The following is a 16,107-nucleotide window of genomic DNA, read 5'->3' as shown; positions in this document are numbered from 1 at the left end:
GAACCGATCACTTGATGCTTTTCCGAGTAGTTTGAGTTTTTATTCGCCACTGTGTTCAATTTTGGGAGGTTCATTCATTTCAAGCACTGATTTTCAGATTGAGCCAACTCATGAAGAATATTTACTTCGATAATAGATCCTAAGTTCCTTTATAATCGCGCCTTGAGTTTTAACACAGAATGGCTTTTGACTTGAAATTAACTCACCTAAAAATTATTTATGCTTATTTATGCATTAATGATTGAGTTTATTCATTGAGTGTATTCGCAAAAAACAGTTTTCAGCGATATGAACATGATTAAAAAGAACACCTGTCTCTAAGTCCGAAGGGATGGTCTCGATCCGAGGTACACTTGCACACTTTGGCAAATCGTTAGTCTGCTAACTCAAGAATCTATTATCTGTCTACCTTTACATAAAGTAGGTATGTTATAATAAAGAATATTTTTCGCTGCAAAGCGTGGATTGAAATTTTATGCTTTGTCTTTATATCTTAATAGTGAAAAACTTATCTTATTCTCATTAAGGTAAGTTTTTTTCTACAGAAACAAATCCCCCATCCCACCTGCTCCTTCTAAGTCAAGACCGTATTCCTCAGAATAGAACCCTTCGCGTAAGGCAAAGACTTGTCCGTCTAAAAACACTTCAAGACCCGATTCATTTGATAAGCGTTTTAACTCATGCTGATAAAGATTGATGGTGAATTGCTGTGCTCTTTTGAAAAGGGATGTCGTGTCTTTTTCCCATGCACCACTATTGAATTCAGCAATAATTTCTTTCCCACCTTCAAATGGCACAATCACTGCAGTCGTTATATCGTCAATGACACGGAAATTTTCTGCGGCAGTTTGATAGCTTGCTCCAATCATTAGAGGTAAATGAGATTGGTGTTTGCTTAAATATTCTTTCACATAAGGATTGTTCTTTTTCTTCGACATAAGCAATGTGACCATCGTTTGACTCAAGCCTCGGACGTAATAATTCACATCGTTTTCAAAAGCAGCGTAAAACTCACGAAAGTAAAATTCCATCGCTTGATTTGATAACAAATTGCCTCCATGAGAAAGCGGCTTCTGTTGAAGATCGACTAGCATTTTCGAAACGATTCGTTTACCCACTTCGATTTCCTTCAGCCTATCCAGTTTTTCTTCTGCATGGTCAATGAGGTACACTGGTCGCTTATCAAACTTCCCATGGCGATTACATCTGCCCGCCGCCTGCGCAAGTGAATCCAAACCAGCGAGGGATCGTACAACACATTGAAAGCTGACATCAACCCCTGCTTCAATGAGCTGTGTGCTAATACAAATAAAAGGTGCTTCTTTCTCTAACAATGTCTTAATCTCTTCTAGCTGTTCTCTCCGATGAGCTGCACACATTGATGTCGAGAGATGAAATACGGGTACATTTCTTTCTTTCAATTTTTCGTACAATCGTCGCACAACGGTTTTGGTATTCAGAATTACTAAGATATTCGGTGTCACATCCATTTGATATTGCAGCCAGTCTGCTAAATCTTCATTGTCCATCGTACCGTCAACGGTTTTATCGATCATATCGACACGACGGAATGCTTTTTCCACGATGTCTAAATCCTGCACAATTTCCCCCTCTGCATTTACATCCAAACTTCGTGTCACATATTGCAGGGATGGTTGCGTGGCCGTGCAAAGCAAAATGCTTGATTTGCAGTCGTTCTTCAAAAAGTTTACGGCCTCATTGAATAATGATACGCAATGAACTGGTACTTTCTGCACTTCATCAAACACCAGCACAGCGTTGCTTAGGTTATGTAACCGCTTCGTATTGCGATTTCCTTTTGCATAAAAGACATTCAGGAATTGCACCATCGTCGTAAAAATAATCGGGCTGTCCCAATTATCCCGTGCAAGCTTTAGTTTATTTCTTTTGTTTTGCTCCGCCTCTTCCTGCTCTTCGAGGATGTCTTCATTTATATCTTCAATAACATTTGAATGATGCTCCAATACATTGTGATCGTCTTTCAAAATCCGACGTACTTCTCCGGCATTTTGCTCAATGATTGTCGTAAACGGCACAATATAAATGATTCGCTGCTTTTGATGAGTCAAGGCATGTTTTAGTCCATACCGTAAACTAGCCAATGTCTTCCCGCCGCCGGTCGGGATCGAGAGTTTATAGATTCCCGATGGTTTTCGAGCATATTCTTCACACTGTTCGGACATTTTCGTTCGCAATACATTAATTGGATGATCGGCTTGATCAGATTCTCGCAATGTAGTTATGTGAGCATTTAATTTTCCGTAGTAGTCCTCAAACAATCGATCGTATGATGAAGACACATTCTCAGTATTTTCTTCAAATTGTCTCGTGTTGGTTCGATCCGCATCTATAAGAGCGCTAAAAATATACTTTGATAAGAAAAAAATCTGTTTTGGTGACTCATTCAATATCGATTTAAGCTCTACTAGGGCTTTGTTTACATATTCGGCAAACTCACCTTCAGACATCGCATACCGATAAAAACATTCTTTCGAAAAATGATATTCTTTCAACTTGCCTTCTGAATCCGTTACCCTTTTTAAATAGGCTGAATTCAGTGATGGACCAATAAAATCACGGAGATAAGAATGATGAGAAATAACGGCGTTCCCTACTACTTCAGCAAGGATTCGTTCATATGGAGTGCTAGATGGAGAATGCAGTAGATCATATATGAACTTACCGCCAGCAGTTGAATGATCCACACTGCCTTTTTGTGGGGGATTCTCTGGATGAAAGACAGCTTGTTCTATGTACGCTTTAAATTCAAGAGTGAATTTGCCAAAGTCATGAAGAAGACCTGCCAGACCAGCTATATGCTTAATCCCTATCTTCTCACCATATTGCTCGGCAAGATTTTTCACATCTAGTAAATGTTGCTCAACAGATTGAATTTTGTGATCACTCTCACGAATATGGGCGATAGATTCCAAAATACCATCCCTTTCTACCTAGTTGAGTGCACGAGATTATAAGACTATCGTACCTATCATTTGGCAAAAAGTCAATTGATGGTAGTAGTGCCACCTGATTAATTATCCAGGGTATTCTTTCTCCATTAAGTGTGTGCTAGAATGTGAGATTTCAATCCGAACTTCTTTAATCCTGGTTGATGTTGATCCGATACACTCTACTTACTCACGTGGAGTTTGATAAAACACCTTTCCGATCCATGGAAAAACAGAAGTTAGTCGTTTTAGTACCTGAAAAAAATCCAAGTTTATAATATACTGACTCTGCCGGATTTCCAGAATACACAAAAAGACGTACAAAATCATATTTCTCTTTTAAAGTACTTAATGAATGTTTTAACATTTTCGTTGCGAGTCCACTCCTACGATATACACTAGATACTGCCAAATCATAGACCAGTGGGACACCCTCCCATGAAGATATCAAACAGGCAGCAATAACGTCATTGTTCGAATCAAGGATGATACTAGATGCATCATTCAATAATTTTTCATTACTATTATCACGAAAGTACCTAGTTACTGACTCAAATTGCTCAGCTAAAGTGTTCACTCCGTCAAAACCTAAACTGTCATAGTTTTCGAAGAATAACTTGGATATATCTGTTATATACTGATTGTTTGGACGTACAATTTTTAAATTATCTTCCCATTGAATATCATCGAATATCTCGGTAGGTCTTATCATACAACGTCTCGACTTTTGTGGATTAAACCCGAGTTTTAATAAATGCTCAGCTTGAGACGGCAAAATCCCATAAGCATTGATGACCTCGTTTTTTGCTGAATTACCTATGAGAAACTTAACTATTTTTTCTAACAATATATATTCATCGTTAAAAGGAGGAATGGTAAACAAAGACATAAATGAGGTCTCCTCAAGAACGACTCCCCCTACACAGCTGTTTCTCTGAATTAGCCAAAAATAATGATCAGAATCATCAACAATCCCAATTCTTTTTTCCCATGTATCTCTAAACCAAATATTTTCACGATAAATCGCTAAATATTTTGCGAATTCTCTATTACTTGCTCTCTTAAGTGAAATTTCATTAGCTAAAATAGCATTAGAGAGATTTTTAACATCTAACATAAGTATCACTCCTTAATGAACTCCGTTTAGAACACACTGTTCTATGATTTTACAACCCATTTCGAGTACATGCTCTTCAATCGTTAGAAGGGGATTAATTTTAATACGCTATTATTTCTGACACTACGTTCAATAATAAGTCCTTACTCAAAACAATTAGCAGGCAGCTGCATTGCCTGCCTGTTTGATGATTCAATCCAGGTACTCACGAAGAAGTGTGACGACGCATAAAAGCAAATAAGAGTTTCTCATACCATTTCAATCCACGCACTCACATAGAGTGCGACTTGCACGACAGGACAATCAATTCCGGCATCGAGAATTTCAATCCACGCACTCACATAGAGTGCGACTATAAAACGAGAATACAGGAGATGAATAATGGTATTTCAATCCACGCACTCACATAGAGTGCGACAGGAAACACACCGATCTATTATTAATTATAGCCATTTCAATCCACGCACTCACATAGAGTGCGACCTAGTTTTCGATTGAGAAAAAGCCGCGACATTTTATTTCAATCCACGCACTCACATAGAGTGCGACATTATGTCGACATCGACGCAGCGTTTGCCCATCTATTTCAATCCACGCACTCACATAGAGTGCGACTGCGTCTATATGCGCTAGCAAACGTCGTACTAGCATTTCAATCCACGCACTCACATAGAGTGCGACCAATATCTCACGCAATCAAAAAAACACCGGATGAATTTCAATCCACGCACTCACATAGAGTGCGACATTTGTCCTTTCCAAATCGTCTGTAGATTTAACGATTTCAATCCACGCACTCACATAGAGTGCGACACCGACAAGTCATGATCGCTGAGGTGAGCCGATATTTCAATCCACGCACTCACATAGAGTGCGACGACATTGTTTCCCGTTGGCGAACGGCTAACAAAAATTTCAATCCACGCACTCACATAGAGTGCGACCATATGCCTAAATTAAGGCTGTTTTCGTAGTTATTATTTCAATCCACGCACTCACATAGAGTGCGACGTCAGGTGGATCAACAAGACGCAATAAAGCACCTCATTTCAATCCACGCACTCACATAGAGTGCGACTGAGTCACAGGAGCACACACCAGATGCTGAGATATTTCAATCCACGCACTCACATAGAGTGCGACTAGCAACATTTCCCTGTCTCCCCATTTGTGGTTATTTCAATCCACGCACTCACGAGGAGTGCGACGCGCATACGTAACAGTAGAGTTTTGGCGCAACATTTCAATCCACGCACTCACGAGGAGTGCGACTACGCTCCGCACGTTCCGCGGCCTTATCCGTTTTATTTCAATCCACGCACTCACGAGGAGTGCGACTCAACTTCACTACCAACCAAAGATTCAAGATGCATTTCAATCCACGCACTCACGAGGAGTGCGACTCCTATATATCCGTGTTGATAAAACATCCAACCGCGATGCATTTCAATCCACGCACTCACGAGGAGTGCGACCAAGCAGCGCGAGGTATTCGCAAAGGCGGTCGAAATTTCAATCCACGCACTCACGAGGAGTGCGACGAGCACCACAACGACCTCAAAAAGTTTCATAATATTTCAATCCACGCACTCACGAGGAGTGCGACGGCAGGCGGCGCAGGTTTCCGGACTATCAGCGCGTATTTCAATCCACGCACTCACGAGGAGTGCGACTTGTCAACGATTCCACCACGACACGCGACCTTACATTTCAATCCACGCACTCACGAGGAGTGCGACGTAGGCATCGGCACCGATCAGAACGGAGAGGAAGATTTCAATCCACGCACTCACGAGGAGTGCGACGTTGCTGTGACCTGCTGTGATACCCATGCGTAAATTTCAATCCACGCACTCACGAGGAGTGCGACCCTTTGGAGGGTCTGAAACGCCTTCACAAGCTTATTTCAATCCACGCACTCACGAGGAGTGCGACGACTAGATCAAGAGGGTATTAGTTGGAAACTAGGATTTCAATCCACGCACTCACGAGGAGTGCGACTTTTTGCTGTCGGTGTAGGAGGTTGCAATTATACATTTCAATCCACGCACTCACGAGGAGTGCGACATGGAAGAGGAAACGGACTATAGTTATACCATTATTTCAATCCACGCACTCACGAGGAGTGCGACGTCAAGTTGGGCGTGACCGATGGGACAGATCAGATTTCAATCCACGCACTCACGAGGAGTGCGACGACGAAATTACGGCTTTACGCGGAGTTGACGCAATTTCAATCCACGCACTCACGAGGAGTGCGACGGGTAGGGATTCTTTTTTGTTCCGCTCCCCTACCATTTCAATCCACGCACTCACGAGGAGTGCGACAGCGAAAATCAACCTAAAATATGGCGATTTTCTTCATTTCAGTGTGCATTCCGCCTGAAAAATTAGTTATCAAACGATTAACAATGCGAAAATGCAATTAAAGGAAAAAACAATCAGTCAAATTTCTAATTATAAAGCGCGAACCTCCTAGGGATTTCATGTGCGCTTAGGGTTCGCGCTGAGCTATTTCCAACGATTTCATCGAAAGGAGCATCAGCCACATCCCATTCATTCCATCATACCCAAGTCCTAGGAGGATATCAATCATACCCCGTTCATCAACAAAGAGATCTCTCCCTACCCTCACAAAAAAAACGACTCCCCTCAACCTCGGAAGTCGTCCATCATCGTTTTACTCGGTCCATCATTCTCTACTTAAATTTCCCTCAGTTCACCCAAAACTTTTACTTCTCCTCATATCGATCAAACGCGGCTTGATTGATCTTCACTAGCTCGTCAACGTTCATGCCTTTTATCGTTTCCACATAACTGTCCCATTCAGACAACGGCGTTTCGCCGGTGATGAAGTTGGCTTCCATCTGCTCGATGTATTTCTTCAGATCGCGATTGATGCGGCTGACCGTGCGCGTTTCTTCCTTTGTAAAAAACGCGTGTGGATATCCAGGCTTGGCATATGGCAGCAATTTCTCCTCGTCTTCGGCTTTTAGCCACTGCTCAAATTTGCTTTCGTCCCACTCCCAGCCGCGTTCTTCGACTGGCGTGCGCCAAATCGGGACGCCGATGCCCCAGTCTGGTGAAATGGCGGAGCGGTACATCTCCGCATTTTCAAACCCTTCCGGTGGATCTTTGATCACGCGGACGGTTTGACTATCGTCCTTCCATTCCCAATATAGTCCTTCCGTGACATTATGCTGAAAGTCAGCACCTTCCTTCGAATACAAATAGTCTGCCCAACGAATCGAGGCGGCGGGATGTTCATTCACCTTCGTAAGCACAAATTGGCCGTCGGGACCAAATTTTTTCGGCAGCGTGAGCACTGGCTCGTCAATACCTGGTCCGGTCACTGGTGCCATCACGGGATGCTCCGTGCTGTCATACTCGCCACCGAGGACGAAATACGGACGTGTGTCTGGGAAGAGACCGAGCTGGTTGTTTTGGCCCTTCGCTTTTTTCTGATTGTCGTTTTGCGAAAAGGACTCGTGGTCGATCAGTTCATTTTCCCAAAGCGAATTCATGTATTCCAAATAATCACGATACCCTGGCTGAATGGCGCCATAATCTACCTTTCCATCCGTTATTGTGATTTCTTGCCCTTGCACACCAAACGCTCCTAAAAACATGTGGCGCAATCCGCCCATTCCTGAATGGGTGCTGAGAGGAATGTCATCGGCTTGCCCGTTTTGATTTGGGTCTTCGTTTTTAAACCGCTCCAGAAGGGCAAACAGCTCCTCTGTCGTTTTTGGCAGCTCCTCAACCCCCAGGTTTTCCAGCCATTCGCCATTGTACCAAAGATGCCAGAATGACGGCGCATCGTTCACCATTGGCAAGCCGAAAATATGCCCTTCTGGGGTCGTAATCGCCTTTCTAACTTCTGGTTCTTCTTCAAGCATACGTTGGATGTTTGGTGCATGCTTTTCGATCAATTCTTCCAAAGGCAAAATCACGCCTTGATTTCCATACTCCACCATCTCTTCTTGCGTAAAGCCAGAGCCAAAGAAAATGTCTGGAAGGTCTTCACTTGCCAAAAGTAGGTTTTTCTTTGTCGTCAGATCTGCTCGTGGTGGTGTTGTAAAATCAAATTGCACGTTTGTTTTCTCTTTCATCACTTTGAAAAATTCTCGTTCCTCCCAAGGCGCTTCCCCTGCCAACGGACCAAACATCGACAACGTGATCGGCTCATTCACAATCGGAAATCCCGTTTCGTTAAATCCTGTTGCCGGTTCTTTGTTCGCAACTTCTTCACTGCTTCCGCCTCCAGAACATGCGGTCAGTAAAAGACTGACGGACAATACGGTACTCCATCCCCATGTCTTCAATTGATTCAACCCCTTTTTATTATTGAACATCACAACAGGTCCTCATCCTTTAAGTGACCCGATCATGACACCCTTCACAAAGAAACGTTGTAGAAACGGATACGCGATAATCATCGGCAGTGTCGAGACAATGATCACGGAATATTTCATAATTTCAGCCAATGTTTGCCGGTGCTGCATCGCCTCCGCGGTCGTGCTTGTAATCGTCGATTGGACGTTGTCATTGCCAAGCTCCTGGAGCACGAGAATTTGTCGTAGCACCAGCTGTAACGTGTATTTGGACTCATCCGACAGGTAAATGAGTGCACTAAAGTATTCATTCCAATGCCCTACGCCATAAAAAAGCGACATCACGGCAATGATGGGCATGGAAAGTGGCAGGACAATGCGTAGAAACATTTTCGTCGTTGAACAGCCATCGATCACTGCTGCTTCCGTTAGTTCCTTTGGGATCGTGACTCTAAAAAAGGTCGTGCACAAAATGATGTTCCAGACAGCGGCAGCATTCGGTAACACCATCGCCCAAACCGTATTGATCAACCCTAAATTCTTTACAAGCAAGTAGGTTGGGATTAACCCTCCACTAAAAAACATCGTGAACACAAGCATCATCATAAACAGATTGCGGCCAACGAGTTTGTTTTGCGCTAGGGCAAAAGCCGCGGGGAGCGTCACAAACAAATTGATGGAAACGCCTAAAATCGTATAAAGAATCGTGTTGCGATAGCCTACCCAAATCTGCTCATACTCCAAAATTAGCTTGTAGCCTTCCACATTGAACCCCATTGGCCATAACCACATTTCTCCTGAATGGACAAGCTTCGGGTCACTAATCGATGCGCTAATGACGTACACCAATGGGTAAAGAACCATAATCAAAATAATGATCAGAAAGACGTAAACAAACATTTGAAAGACACGATCCGTTCGACTTTCCTTAATGACACTCACGTTGCCCCCTCCTTTCCACTACCATAAACTTGTGCCACTGCGTTTTTTCGCAAGGTAGTTGACTCCAACCAAAATGGCGGCATTAATGACGGCATCGAAAAAGCCGACAGCGGTCGCATAACTATAGTTGGCATCCAGAATCCCAGCACGATAGACAAAGGTTGAAATCACATCAGACGTTTCCATATTCAGTTGATTTTGCATAAGGAGGATTTTTTGAAAACCTACGGACAACAAGCCGCCCATGTCGAGAATAAACAGAATGATAATCGTCGGCATTAGAGTTGGTATGTTAATATGCCAAATCCTCTGAATCCGTGATGCGCCATCCACCTTTGCGGCTTCATGAAGCTGTGGATCAACCCCAGCGAGCGCAGCCAAATAAATAATCGCACCCCACCCCATGTTCTGCCAAACACCCGACAAAACAAAAATAGTTTTGAACCAACCAGGCTCTGACATAAACGCAATTGGTTCAATGCCAAACAGCCCGAGAAAATGATTGACCATCCCACTTTGCGGCGATAGAAAAGCGATAATCATCCCAACCATGACAACGAGGGATATGAAATGTGGCGCGTACGTAATCGTCTGAAAGCTTCGCTTAAACCAGTTGTCCTTAATTTCATTAATTGCTAGCGCCAGGATAATTGGCATGGGAAACCCGACAAAGAGGGAATAGAGACTGATTTGAATGGTGTTTTTGATAAGATCCCAAAAGTAATAGGAGTTGAAGAAGTCCGTAAACCATTGAAAACCAACCCATTCACTTCCCCACACGCCCAAAGATGGAACAAAATCTTTAAAGGCAATGAGTAAGCCATACAACGGGAAATAATGAAAAATAAGAAAATAGAGAAAGGCAGGTAGGAGAAACACATAGAGCTCCCGTTGCTGCCAAATGTCTCGCCTTCTTCGTTTTCGAATCGTCCGTTTGTCTGTAAGATGTTCCATTAGCTTCAATGACTGCGAAGACGAATCAGTTTGCTTTCTCAAGGAAACACTCTCCTCTCTCGTTAACGTTCGAAAATACTTTCTTTTGAGAATTCGTTAAATAATTAGTCTTTTACGTACATAAATCATCTTTGAAAGCGGTTGCAACATTTAAATGTATTCTACATAACCATATTTGGTATGTCAACATATCTTTTTGTGATTAAGAAACATCTCCATACTAAAAAACCCACCTAGGCTCAGGTAGGTTGACAAACAGTAATCAGAAGAAAGTTTCAAAAAAGCGTGCCTCCGCACTTACAACGTTCATAAGTGACATGTCACATCCATCAAATTTCAAGTTCACTTAGAGAGAGATGCATCGCTATCAATCACATTCATCAAATTCAAATACGTCTCCATCTCAACTTTGGTTAAGTGAAAGTACTTATTTTGATGTTTTCCGTAGTTAAAAAAGCCATGTTCCATGCCTTCATATGTTTTTAGAGTAATGTCATTTCCCGCTTGTTTCATCTGTTCGATAAAACGTTTGTTCTGTTCATAAAGATCATCTGCCGTGCCACATACCCATAACGTTGTCGGTAAACATTTTTGAATATGATGAATTGGTGACAGTTGATTCGCCTCTTCAATGAGCTGCGGGTACCGTCTTTTCATGATGTCGACGCCGTCCATCCCTGCAGCAAAAATAATTAAGTAATTCGGTAGATGGGCTTTGTTTTGATGATCGTATGCTTCATCATCGTTTATCGCAGCAAACATGATCGAGGAAACCGTAATGTAGCCGCCTGCTGATGAACCACACACGACAATGTTGTCTGGATCAACGCCGAGCTCATCTGAATGCCCCCTCACGTACCCAACAGCAGATTTAACATCGCAGATCGCTTGGGTAGGCACGAAGCCCTCATCTGATCCGTTTCGATAATCCACACAGATGGCCACCATGCCTTTTGAAGAAAAATAATCCGCTTGATGCTGAAATTGCACCGGCGTTTTCGGGTCCTTTTTAAAACTCCCACCATTAAAGAAAAGCATAGCTGGTCGATTCTTTTGCTGCACATTCGAATCGAATATATACAGCATTAGTTCTCTATTTTCTACCGATTTGTACGGTCTTTCTATGACTGGATAATCGAATGTATGACGCATGTTTAAAAAAACCTCCTCTTCTATTCTAAAATGCAGTTAACTGCAAAAAAGACCCCCACGGAAAAGGGGTCTGTCATCCTCACTGCTCCACATACCGTTCGCGATACTCATCCTCCAAAATGCTCATTAACACTGTATCGTAATACTCGTGATTGTAATACCAGTTTTGGCGCTTAACGCCTTCCTTTTTGAAGCCGATTTTTTCGTACACATGAATGGCTCTAGGATTAATCGAATACACCTCAAGATCCACCCGATGCAGGTTTAAGATGCCAAACCCGTACTCAAGCATGAGTTGGATGGCCTCGGTGCCATGGCCTTTTCCCGTAAATTTATCAAACAGAGCCACTCTCATCCCGGCATCGCGGTTGATGGCGCTAATTTCATTTAAAACAATGTCTCCAATGAGGCGGTCATCCTCACGACGAACGATGCCGAAGTCTACTCGTGACGGGTCCTGTGAAAACGCCTCAATGGCGCGCTCGATGTCAGTTTCGGTAAACACTTTATGTGTGCCCGTCAATCGGCGCCCTTCTTCATCATTATTGATGGAATGTGCCATAAGTGCTGCATCTTTTAGTTCGAGCGGTCTTAAATAAATGTGCTTGCCTGTTAGCTTTGAAGTTGTAGACACACTAAACGCCCCCTGTTCTCCTTTCCATAGTAACGAATTCAGAGACTTCGGTAAAGTGTGCATAGTGGCGGCTTTTGAATGAGGCTACAGCTTGTATCATTCCTACTCCATTCTCTTTCCCAAAATAATCCTTACACTCGAGGAGTAGTCGAATGTTCCTTATTTTGGGTTAGACATTACATCTATCGAACTATACAACTATTCCGAAAATAAGAAAAACATCATAATCCTTACATCATACGACAATCTTTCTGAGACTTGTTGTATCGATAGAACGCCTATCTAAGCAAATGAACATTCCGAAAACGAAACGTCTCGTGTTACGCTACGATCATCCCAAATAAAAGGAGGGCCGCGTCGCTCTGTCCCATGCTCCGTCAAAATGATAGCGCTTACTTTATTGTTACTAACGGAGCTGCCGAAACCAACTAAAAAAGGAGATGGAAGATTTGATCAAAATGAAACAACGTAAAGCTGTATCCGCACTTGCTGTTCTGGCGATTGTCATTGGGCTTATTGTTGCACCGTTTCAGACGACACTGGCTGCCCCCGATTTTAGTGTTCAAGGGTATGGCGAAGGAACGACTGGAGGAGAAGGGGGTGATACGATCACAGTTTCTACTGGGGACGCATTGAACGATGCATTAAAGGACAAGGATGAAGGCACTCCATTGACCGTCTATGTTGACGGTACAATTACCCCTGCCAATACGTCTGAAGGCAAGATTAATGTAAAGGATGTCGCTGATGTATCGATTCTTGGGGTTGGCACGAATGGGGAACTCGACGGCATCGGCATCAAGGTTTGGCGCGCAGAGAATATTATTATTCGCAACCTAACGATCCATGAAGTCAGAGCTGGCGAAAAAGACGCTGTGAGTATTGAAGGCCCATCAAGCCAAATCTGGGTCGATCACAACGAGCTTTACCAAAGTCTAGACGTGGACAAGGATTATTATGATGGGTTGTTTGATGTCAAAAGAGACGCAGAAAACATCACGTTCTCCTGGAACTACGTCCATGATGGCTGGAAAGGCATGCTGATGGGCAGCTCAGACGGGGATGATGATTATCGCAACATCACATTCCACCACAATTGGTTTGACAGTATTAATTCCCGTGTTCCTGCAGTTCGCCATGGCGTCGCTCATTTGTACAACAACTACTGGAACAACATCATTGATACTGGCGTCAACTCACGCATGGGTGCAGAACTATTTATCGAGAACAACGTCTTTGAAAACTCCGAAAACCCAATCGGCTCCTGGTACAGCGATGATGAAGGGTACTGGAACCAGTCAGGCAATGCATTTATTAATAGCACAGGCAGCATCCCATCATCGTCCACAACATCGTTCACCCCAGACTACTCCTACACCCTTGATGATACAAGCGACGTCAAAAACCTCGTCCAGCAATACGCCGGCGTTGGTGTTGTAAATCCGTAACTGCGGAGCGTACGGAAAGAACGTGCCGGGTGGCACGTTCTTTCTTTTGATGAATTGTAGGGCACTTCTCTAACGTTCGAGCACTCGAGTCCGATTTTCGCGCACTTCCTACCAGTTTTCGCGCACCCCGGCCTGATTTCCGAGCACCATTGTACGGTTTTCGCGCACCTTTCCTCCGTTCGAGCACTCATGGCCGATTTTCGAGCACTACCAACCTTTTTTCGCGCACTCCGGCCTAATTTTCGCGCACCAATGAACGGTTTTCGCGCACCGCTCCTCCGTTCGAGCACTCGATGCCGATTTTCGAGCACTTCCTACCTTTTTTCGCGCACCCCGGCCTGATTTTCGAGCACTATTGTACGGTTTTCGCGCACCGCTCCTCCGTTCGAGCACTTACAGCCGATTTTCGAGCACTTCCTACCTTTTTTCGCGCACTCCGGCCTAATTTTCGCGCACTAATGAACGATTTCCGCGCACCGCTCCTCCGTTCGAGCACTCAAGGCCGATTTTCGAGCACTACCAACCTTTTTTCGCGCACCACGACCTGATTTTCGCGCACTATTGTACTGTTTTCGAGCACTACTCCTCCGTTCGAGCACTCCAGCCTGATTTCAAGCAATTTCGCACGCTACTCCGCGGATTCCCCTTCCGTCAATTCAAGAAATTCTTCAACATCCTCTATACAAAGTGCGATGCCTTCTTCCCAAAAGGCTTCTTTCGTGATATCTGCCTGTAGATGCTTCATCGCAAGATCCTCGACCGTCATGGACGCCGTGTCTCTTAACAGATCCATGTACTTTTCCTCAAAATTTTTGCCTTCTTTTTGAGCGCGTGCGTAAACGCTTAAGGAGAACAAGTAGCCGAACGTGTATGGAAAATTATAAAAGGGCACGCTTGTGTTGTAAAAGTGGAGCTTAGATGCCCAAAAATGAGGATGCGTTTTGCCGATCGCACCAGCAAATGCCTCTTGTTGAGCCTCTTCCATCAGCTCATTCAGGCGCTGATAAGGGACGGAACCATTTTTACGCTCCTCATAAAACCGCGTTTCAAACAAATAGCGCGAATGAATGTCCATGAAAAAGGCAACACTGCGTTGAAGCTTGTCATCCAATAAGGCCATTTTTTCATTCTTTGAAGAGGCTTGGTTCACAGCGGCATCCGTGACAATCATCTCCGCGAAAGTAGAAGCTGTTTCAGCAACGTTCATCGAATAGCTACGTTGATACAGCGGTAGATCTCGGAGCACATAATTGTGAAACGCGTGGCCAAGCTCATGGGCAAGCGTCAAGACATTGGATGCCGTTCCTGCGTATGTCATAAAAATGCGCGATTCTTTGCTTTCAGGAAACGTCGTACAAAATCCGCCCGGCCTTTTATTGTCACGGTCCTCTGCCTCAATCCAACGTTCACTAAGGGCATGTTCTGCAAAATCGCCCATGGCTTCGCTAAACTGGTGGAATTGCCTGCGAATAAATTCTGCTCCAGCTTGATAGTTCCAATCCTTTTTGTTTTCACCAAGCGGGGCATTGACATCTTGCCAGTCCATTTTTGCTTTCCCTAGCAACTCTGCCTTTCGCTGCAAATACTGAACAAACGGTTGTTTATGCTTCGTAATCGCACCCCACATTGCGTCCAAGGTCTCTTCTTTCATCCGATTGTGCTGCAAGGGTTCCTTCATAATGCTATCCCAGCCCCGCGCCCCATACACCTGAAGGCGAAAGCCACCGAAATTATTGAGCGTTTCCGCAAAAAAGGCTCCTTTATCCGCCCATGCTTTTTCCCATGAGGCAAAGAGCCGCTCACGCACCTCTGTATCTGGAGAAGACAACGCATTCGCAGCTTGTCCGGCAGACAGCCACGTCGTTTGTCCATCTTCCTCGAACGGCACACGGATTGACTGCACAAGCGTATTGTATAGAAGTTCCCAGCCTTGATAGCCGTTCATTGACAGAGCATTGATCAACGTTTCTTCTGCATCTGACAATTTCTGAGCACGCGTCTCTCGTATCTCGTTCAATGGAAAGGCAATGGCCCCAAGTTCCTCCGACCTCATCCATTCATCCCATGTGGTCTGACCAATCGTCGTCAGTGAACTTTCCCAAACGGTTAAGGCATTCGTTGCCCGTGAATTCAGCGTGACAAGCTGACCTTGCAACGCTTTCGCCTTTTCGTCTGTCATGTCCTGAGCAACAAGGCAGGAAGTGAATGCGAACGCTTCCCGAAGAGAGGTGTGCAGGCTAGAAAACTGATCAATCGTCTGACAAAAGCTTTCGAACGTTTGCGCTCCTGGTGGCACGTGCTGGATATGTTCAATGCCCTGTTTGATTTGATCGAGATAGGCACTAAATTCCTTCGAGTCGCTTCCCCCAGCAAAAAACGTCTCAATGTCCCACGTCATTTCGTAGGTCATATTCTTCCTCTCCTTTTCTGAATGTGGTTTTTTCAATTCTGCTTACTGATCTTTGGATGACGTAAAGCTACAAACGCTGTTTAAAATGATAAAACCGTTTGGAAAATACTTCACCTGATTGATTCCCTAAAATTTCCTCAACGAACC

The 16,107-nt window shown here is 44.0% G+C and carries 9 protein-coding genes and 1 CRISPR repeat array; of the genes, 1 reads left to right on the top strand and 8 read right to left on the bottom strand.

The features are described from left to right. Positions 1-539 precede the first annotated feature (539 nt). The 7 genes from cas3 to EV213_RS14875 form a co-directional block, all read right to left on the bottom strand. Positions 540-2,954, bottom strand: a complete 2,415-nt coding sequence (gene cas3, locus EV213_RS14905; protein ID WP_133581355.1) for a CRISPR-associated helicase Cas3' — start codon at positions 2,952-2,954, stop codon at positions 540-542. Between the two features lie 205 nt (positions 2,955-3,159). Further along, positions 3,160-4,086, bottom strand: coding sequence for a GNAT family N-acetyltransferase (locus EV213_RS14900; protein ID WP_133581354.1), 927 nt, complete (start codon positions 4,084-4,086; stop codon positions 3,160-3,162). Between the two features lie 255 nt (positions 4,087-4,341). Continuing rightward, positions 4,342-6,414: direct repeats of the CRISPR family, unit length 32 nt; unit sequence ATTTCAATCCACGCACTCACGAGGAGTGCGAC. A gap of 404 nt (positions 6,415-6,818) precedes the next feature. Next, positions 6,819-8,441, bottom strand: coding sequence for an extracellular solute-binding protein (locus tag EV213_RS14895; protein ID WP_133581353.1), 1,623 nt, complete (start codon positions 8,439-8,441; stop codon positions 6,819-6,821). 12 nt (positions 8,442-8,453) lie between these two features. Next, entirely contained in the window at positions 8,454-9,320 is an 867-nt protein-coding gene (locus EV213_RS14890) for a carbohydrate ABC transporter permease (RefSeq protein ID WP_133581413.1), read from the bottom strand. Positions 9,321-9,380: 60 nt separating this feature from the next. Next, a complete protein-coding gene (locus tag EV213_RS14885; protein ID WP_133581412.1) occupies positions 9,381-10,316 on the bottom strand; it encodes an ABC transporter permease in 936 nt (311 codons plus the stop codon). Between the two features lie 342 nt (positions 10,317-10,658). Next, positions 10,659-11,468, bottom strand: a complete 810-nt coding sequence (locus EV213_RS14880; RefSeq protein WP_133581352.1) for an alpha/beta hydrolase — start codon at positions 11,466-11,468, stop codon at positions 10,659-10,661. A 79-nt stretch (positions 11,469-11,547) separates the two neighbouring features. After that, entirely contained in the window at positions 11,548-12,102 is a 555-nt protein-coding gene (locus tag EV213_RS14875) for a GNAT family N-acetyltransferase (RefSeq protein WP_243740193.1), read from the bottom strand. A 458-nt stretch (positions 12,103-12,560) separates the two neighbouring features. Between EV213_RS14875 and EV213_RS14870 the strand changes: the two genes are divergently transcribed. Continuing rightward, entirely contained in the window at positions 12,561-13,550 is a 990-nt protein-coding gene (locus EV213_RS14870) for a pectate lyase family protein (RefSeq protein WP_166639344.1), read from the top strand. A 628-nt stretch (positions 13,551-14,178) separates the two neighbouring features. On the opposite strand, the gene EV213_RS14865 is transcribed toward EV213_RS14870, so the two are convergent. Next, positions 14,179-15,960, bottom strand: a complete 1,782-nt coding sequence (locus tag EV213_RS14865) for a M3 family oligoendopeptidase (protein ID WP_133581349.1) — start codon at positions 15,958-15,960, stop codon at positions 14,179-14,181. Positions 15,961-16,107 lie beyond the last annotated feature (147 nt).

The organism is Aureibacillus halotolerans (genome assembly GCF_004363045.1).
GTDB lineage: Bacteria > Bacillota > Bacilli > Bacillales > DSM-28697 > Aureibacillus > Aureibacillus halotolerans.
Note: the sequence above shows the minus strand (reverse complement) of the source record. Positions and strands in the feature narration are given on the sequence as shown.

Bases quoted from the DNA above. Each gene is read 5' to 3' on its own strand.
- EV213_RS14900 (WP_133581354.1), bottom strand. From the start codon at position 4,086: ATGTTAGATGTTAAAAATCTCTCTAATGCTATTTTAGCTAATGAAATT.
- EV213_RS14895 (WP_133581353.1), bottom strand. From the start codon at position 8,441: ATGTTCAATAATAAAAAGGGGTTGAATCAATTGAAGACATGGGGATGG.
- EV213_RS14890 (WP_133581413.1), bottom strand. From the start codon at position 9,320: ATGTTTGTTTACGTCTTTCTGATCATTATTTTGATTATGGTTCTTTAC.
- EV213_RS14885 (WP_133581412.1), bottom strand. From the start codon at position 10,316: ATGGAACATCTTACAGACAAACGGACGATTCGAAAACGAAGAAGGCGA.
- EV213_RS14880 (WP_133581352.1), bottom strand. From the start codon at position 11,468: ATGCGTCATACATTCGATTATCCAGTCATAGAAAGACCGTACAAATCG.
- EV213_RS14870 (WP_166639344.1), top strand. From the start codon at position 12,561: ATGAAACAACGTAAAGCTGTATCCGCACTTGCTGTTCTGGCGATTGTC.
- EV213_RS14865 (WP_133581349.1), bottom strand. From the start codon at position 15,960: ATGACCTACGAAATGACGTGGGACATTGAGACGTTTTTTGCTGGGGGA.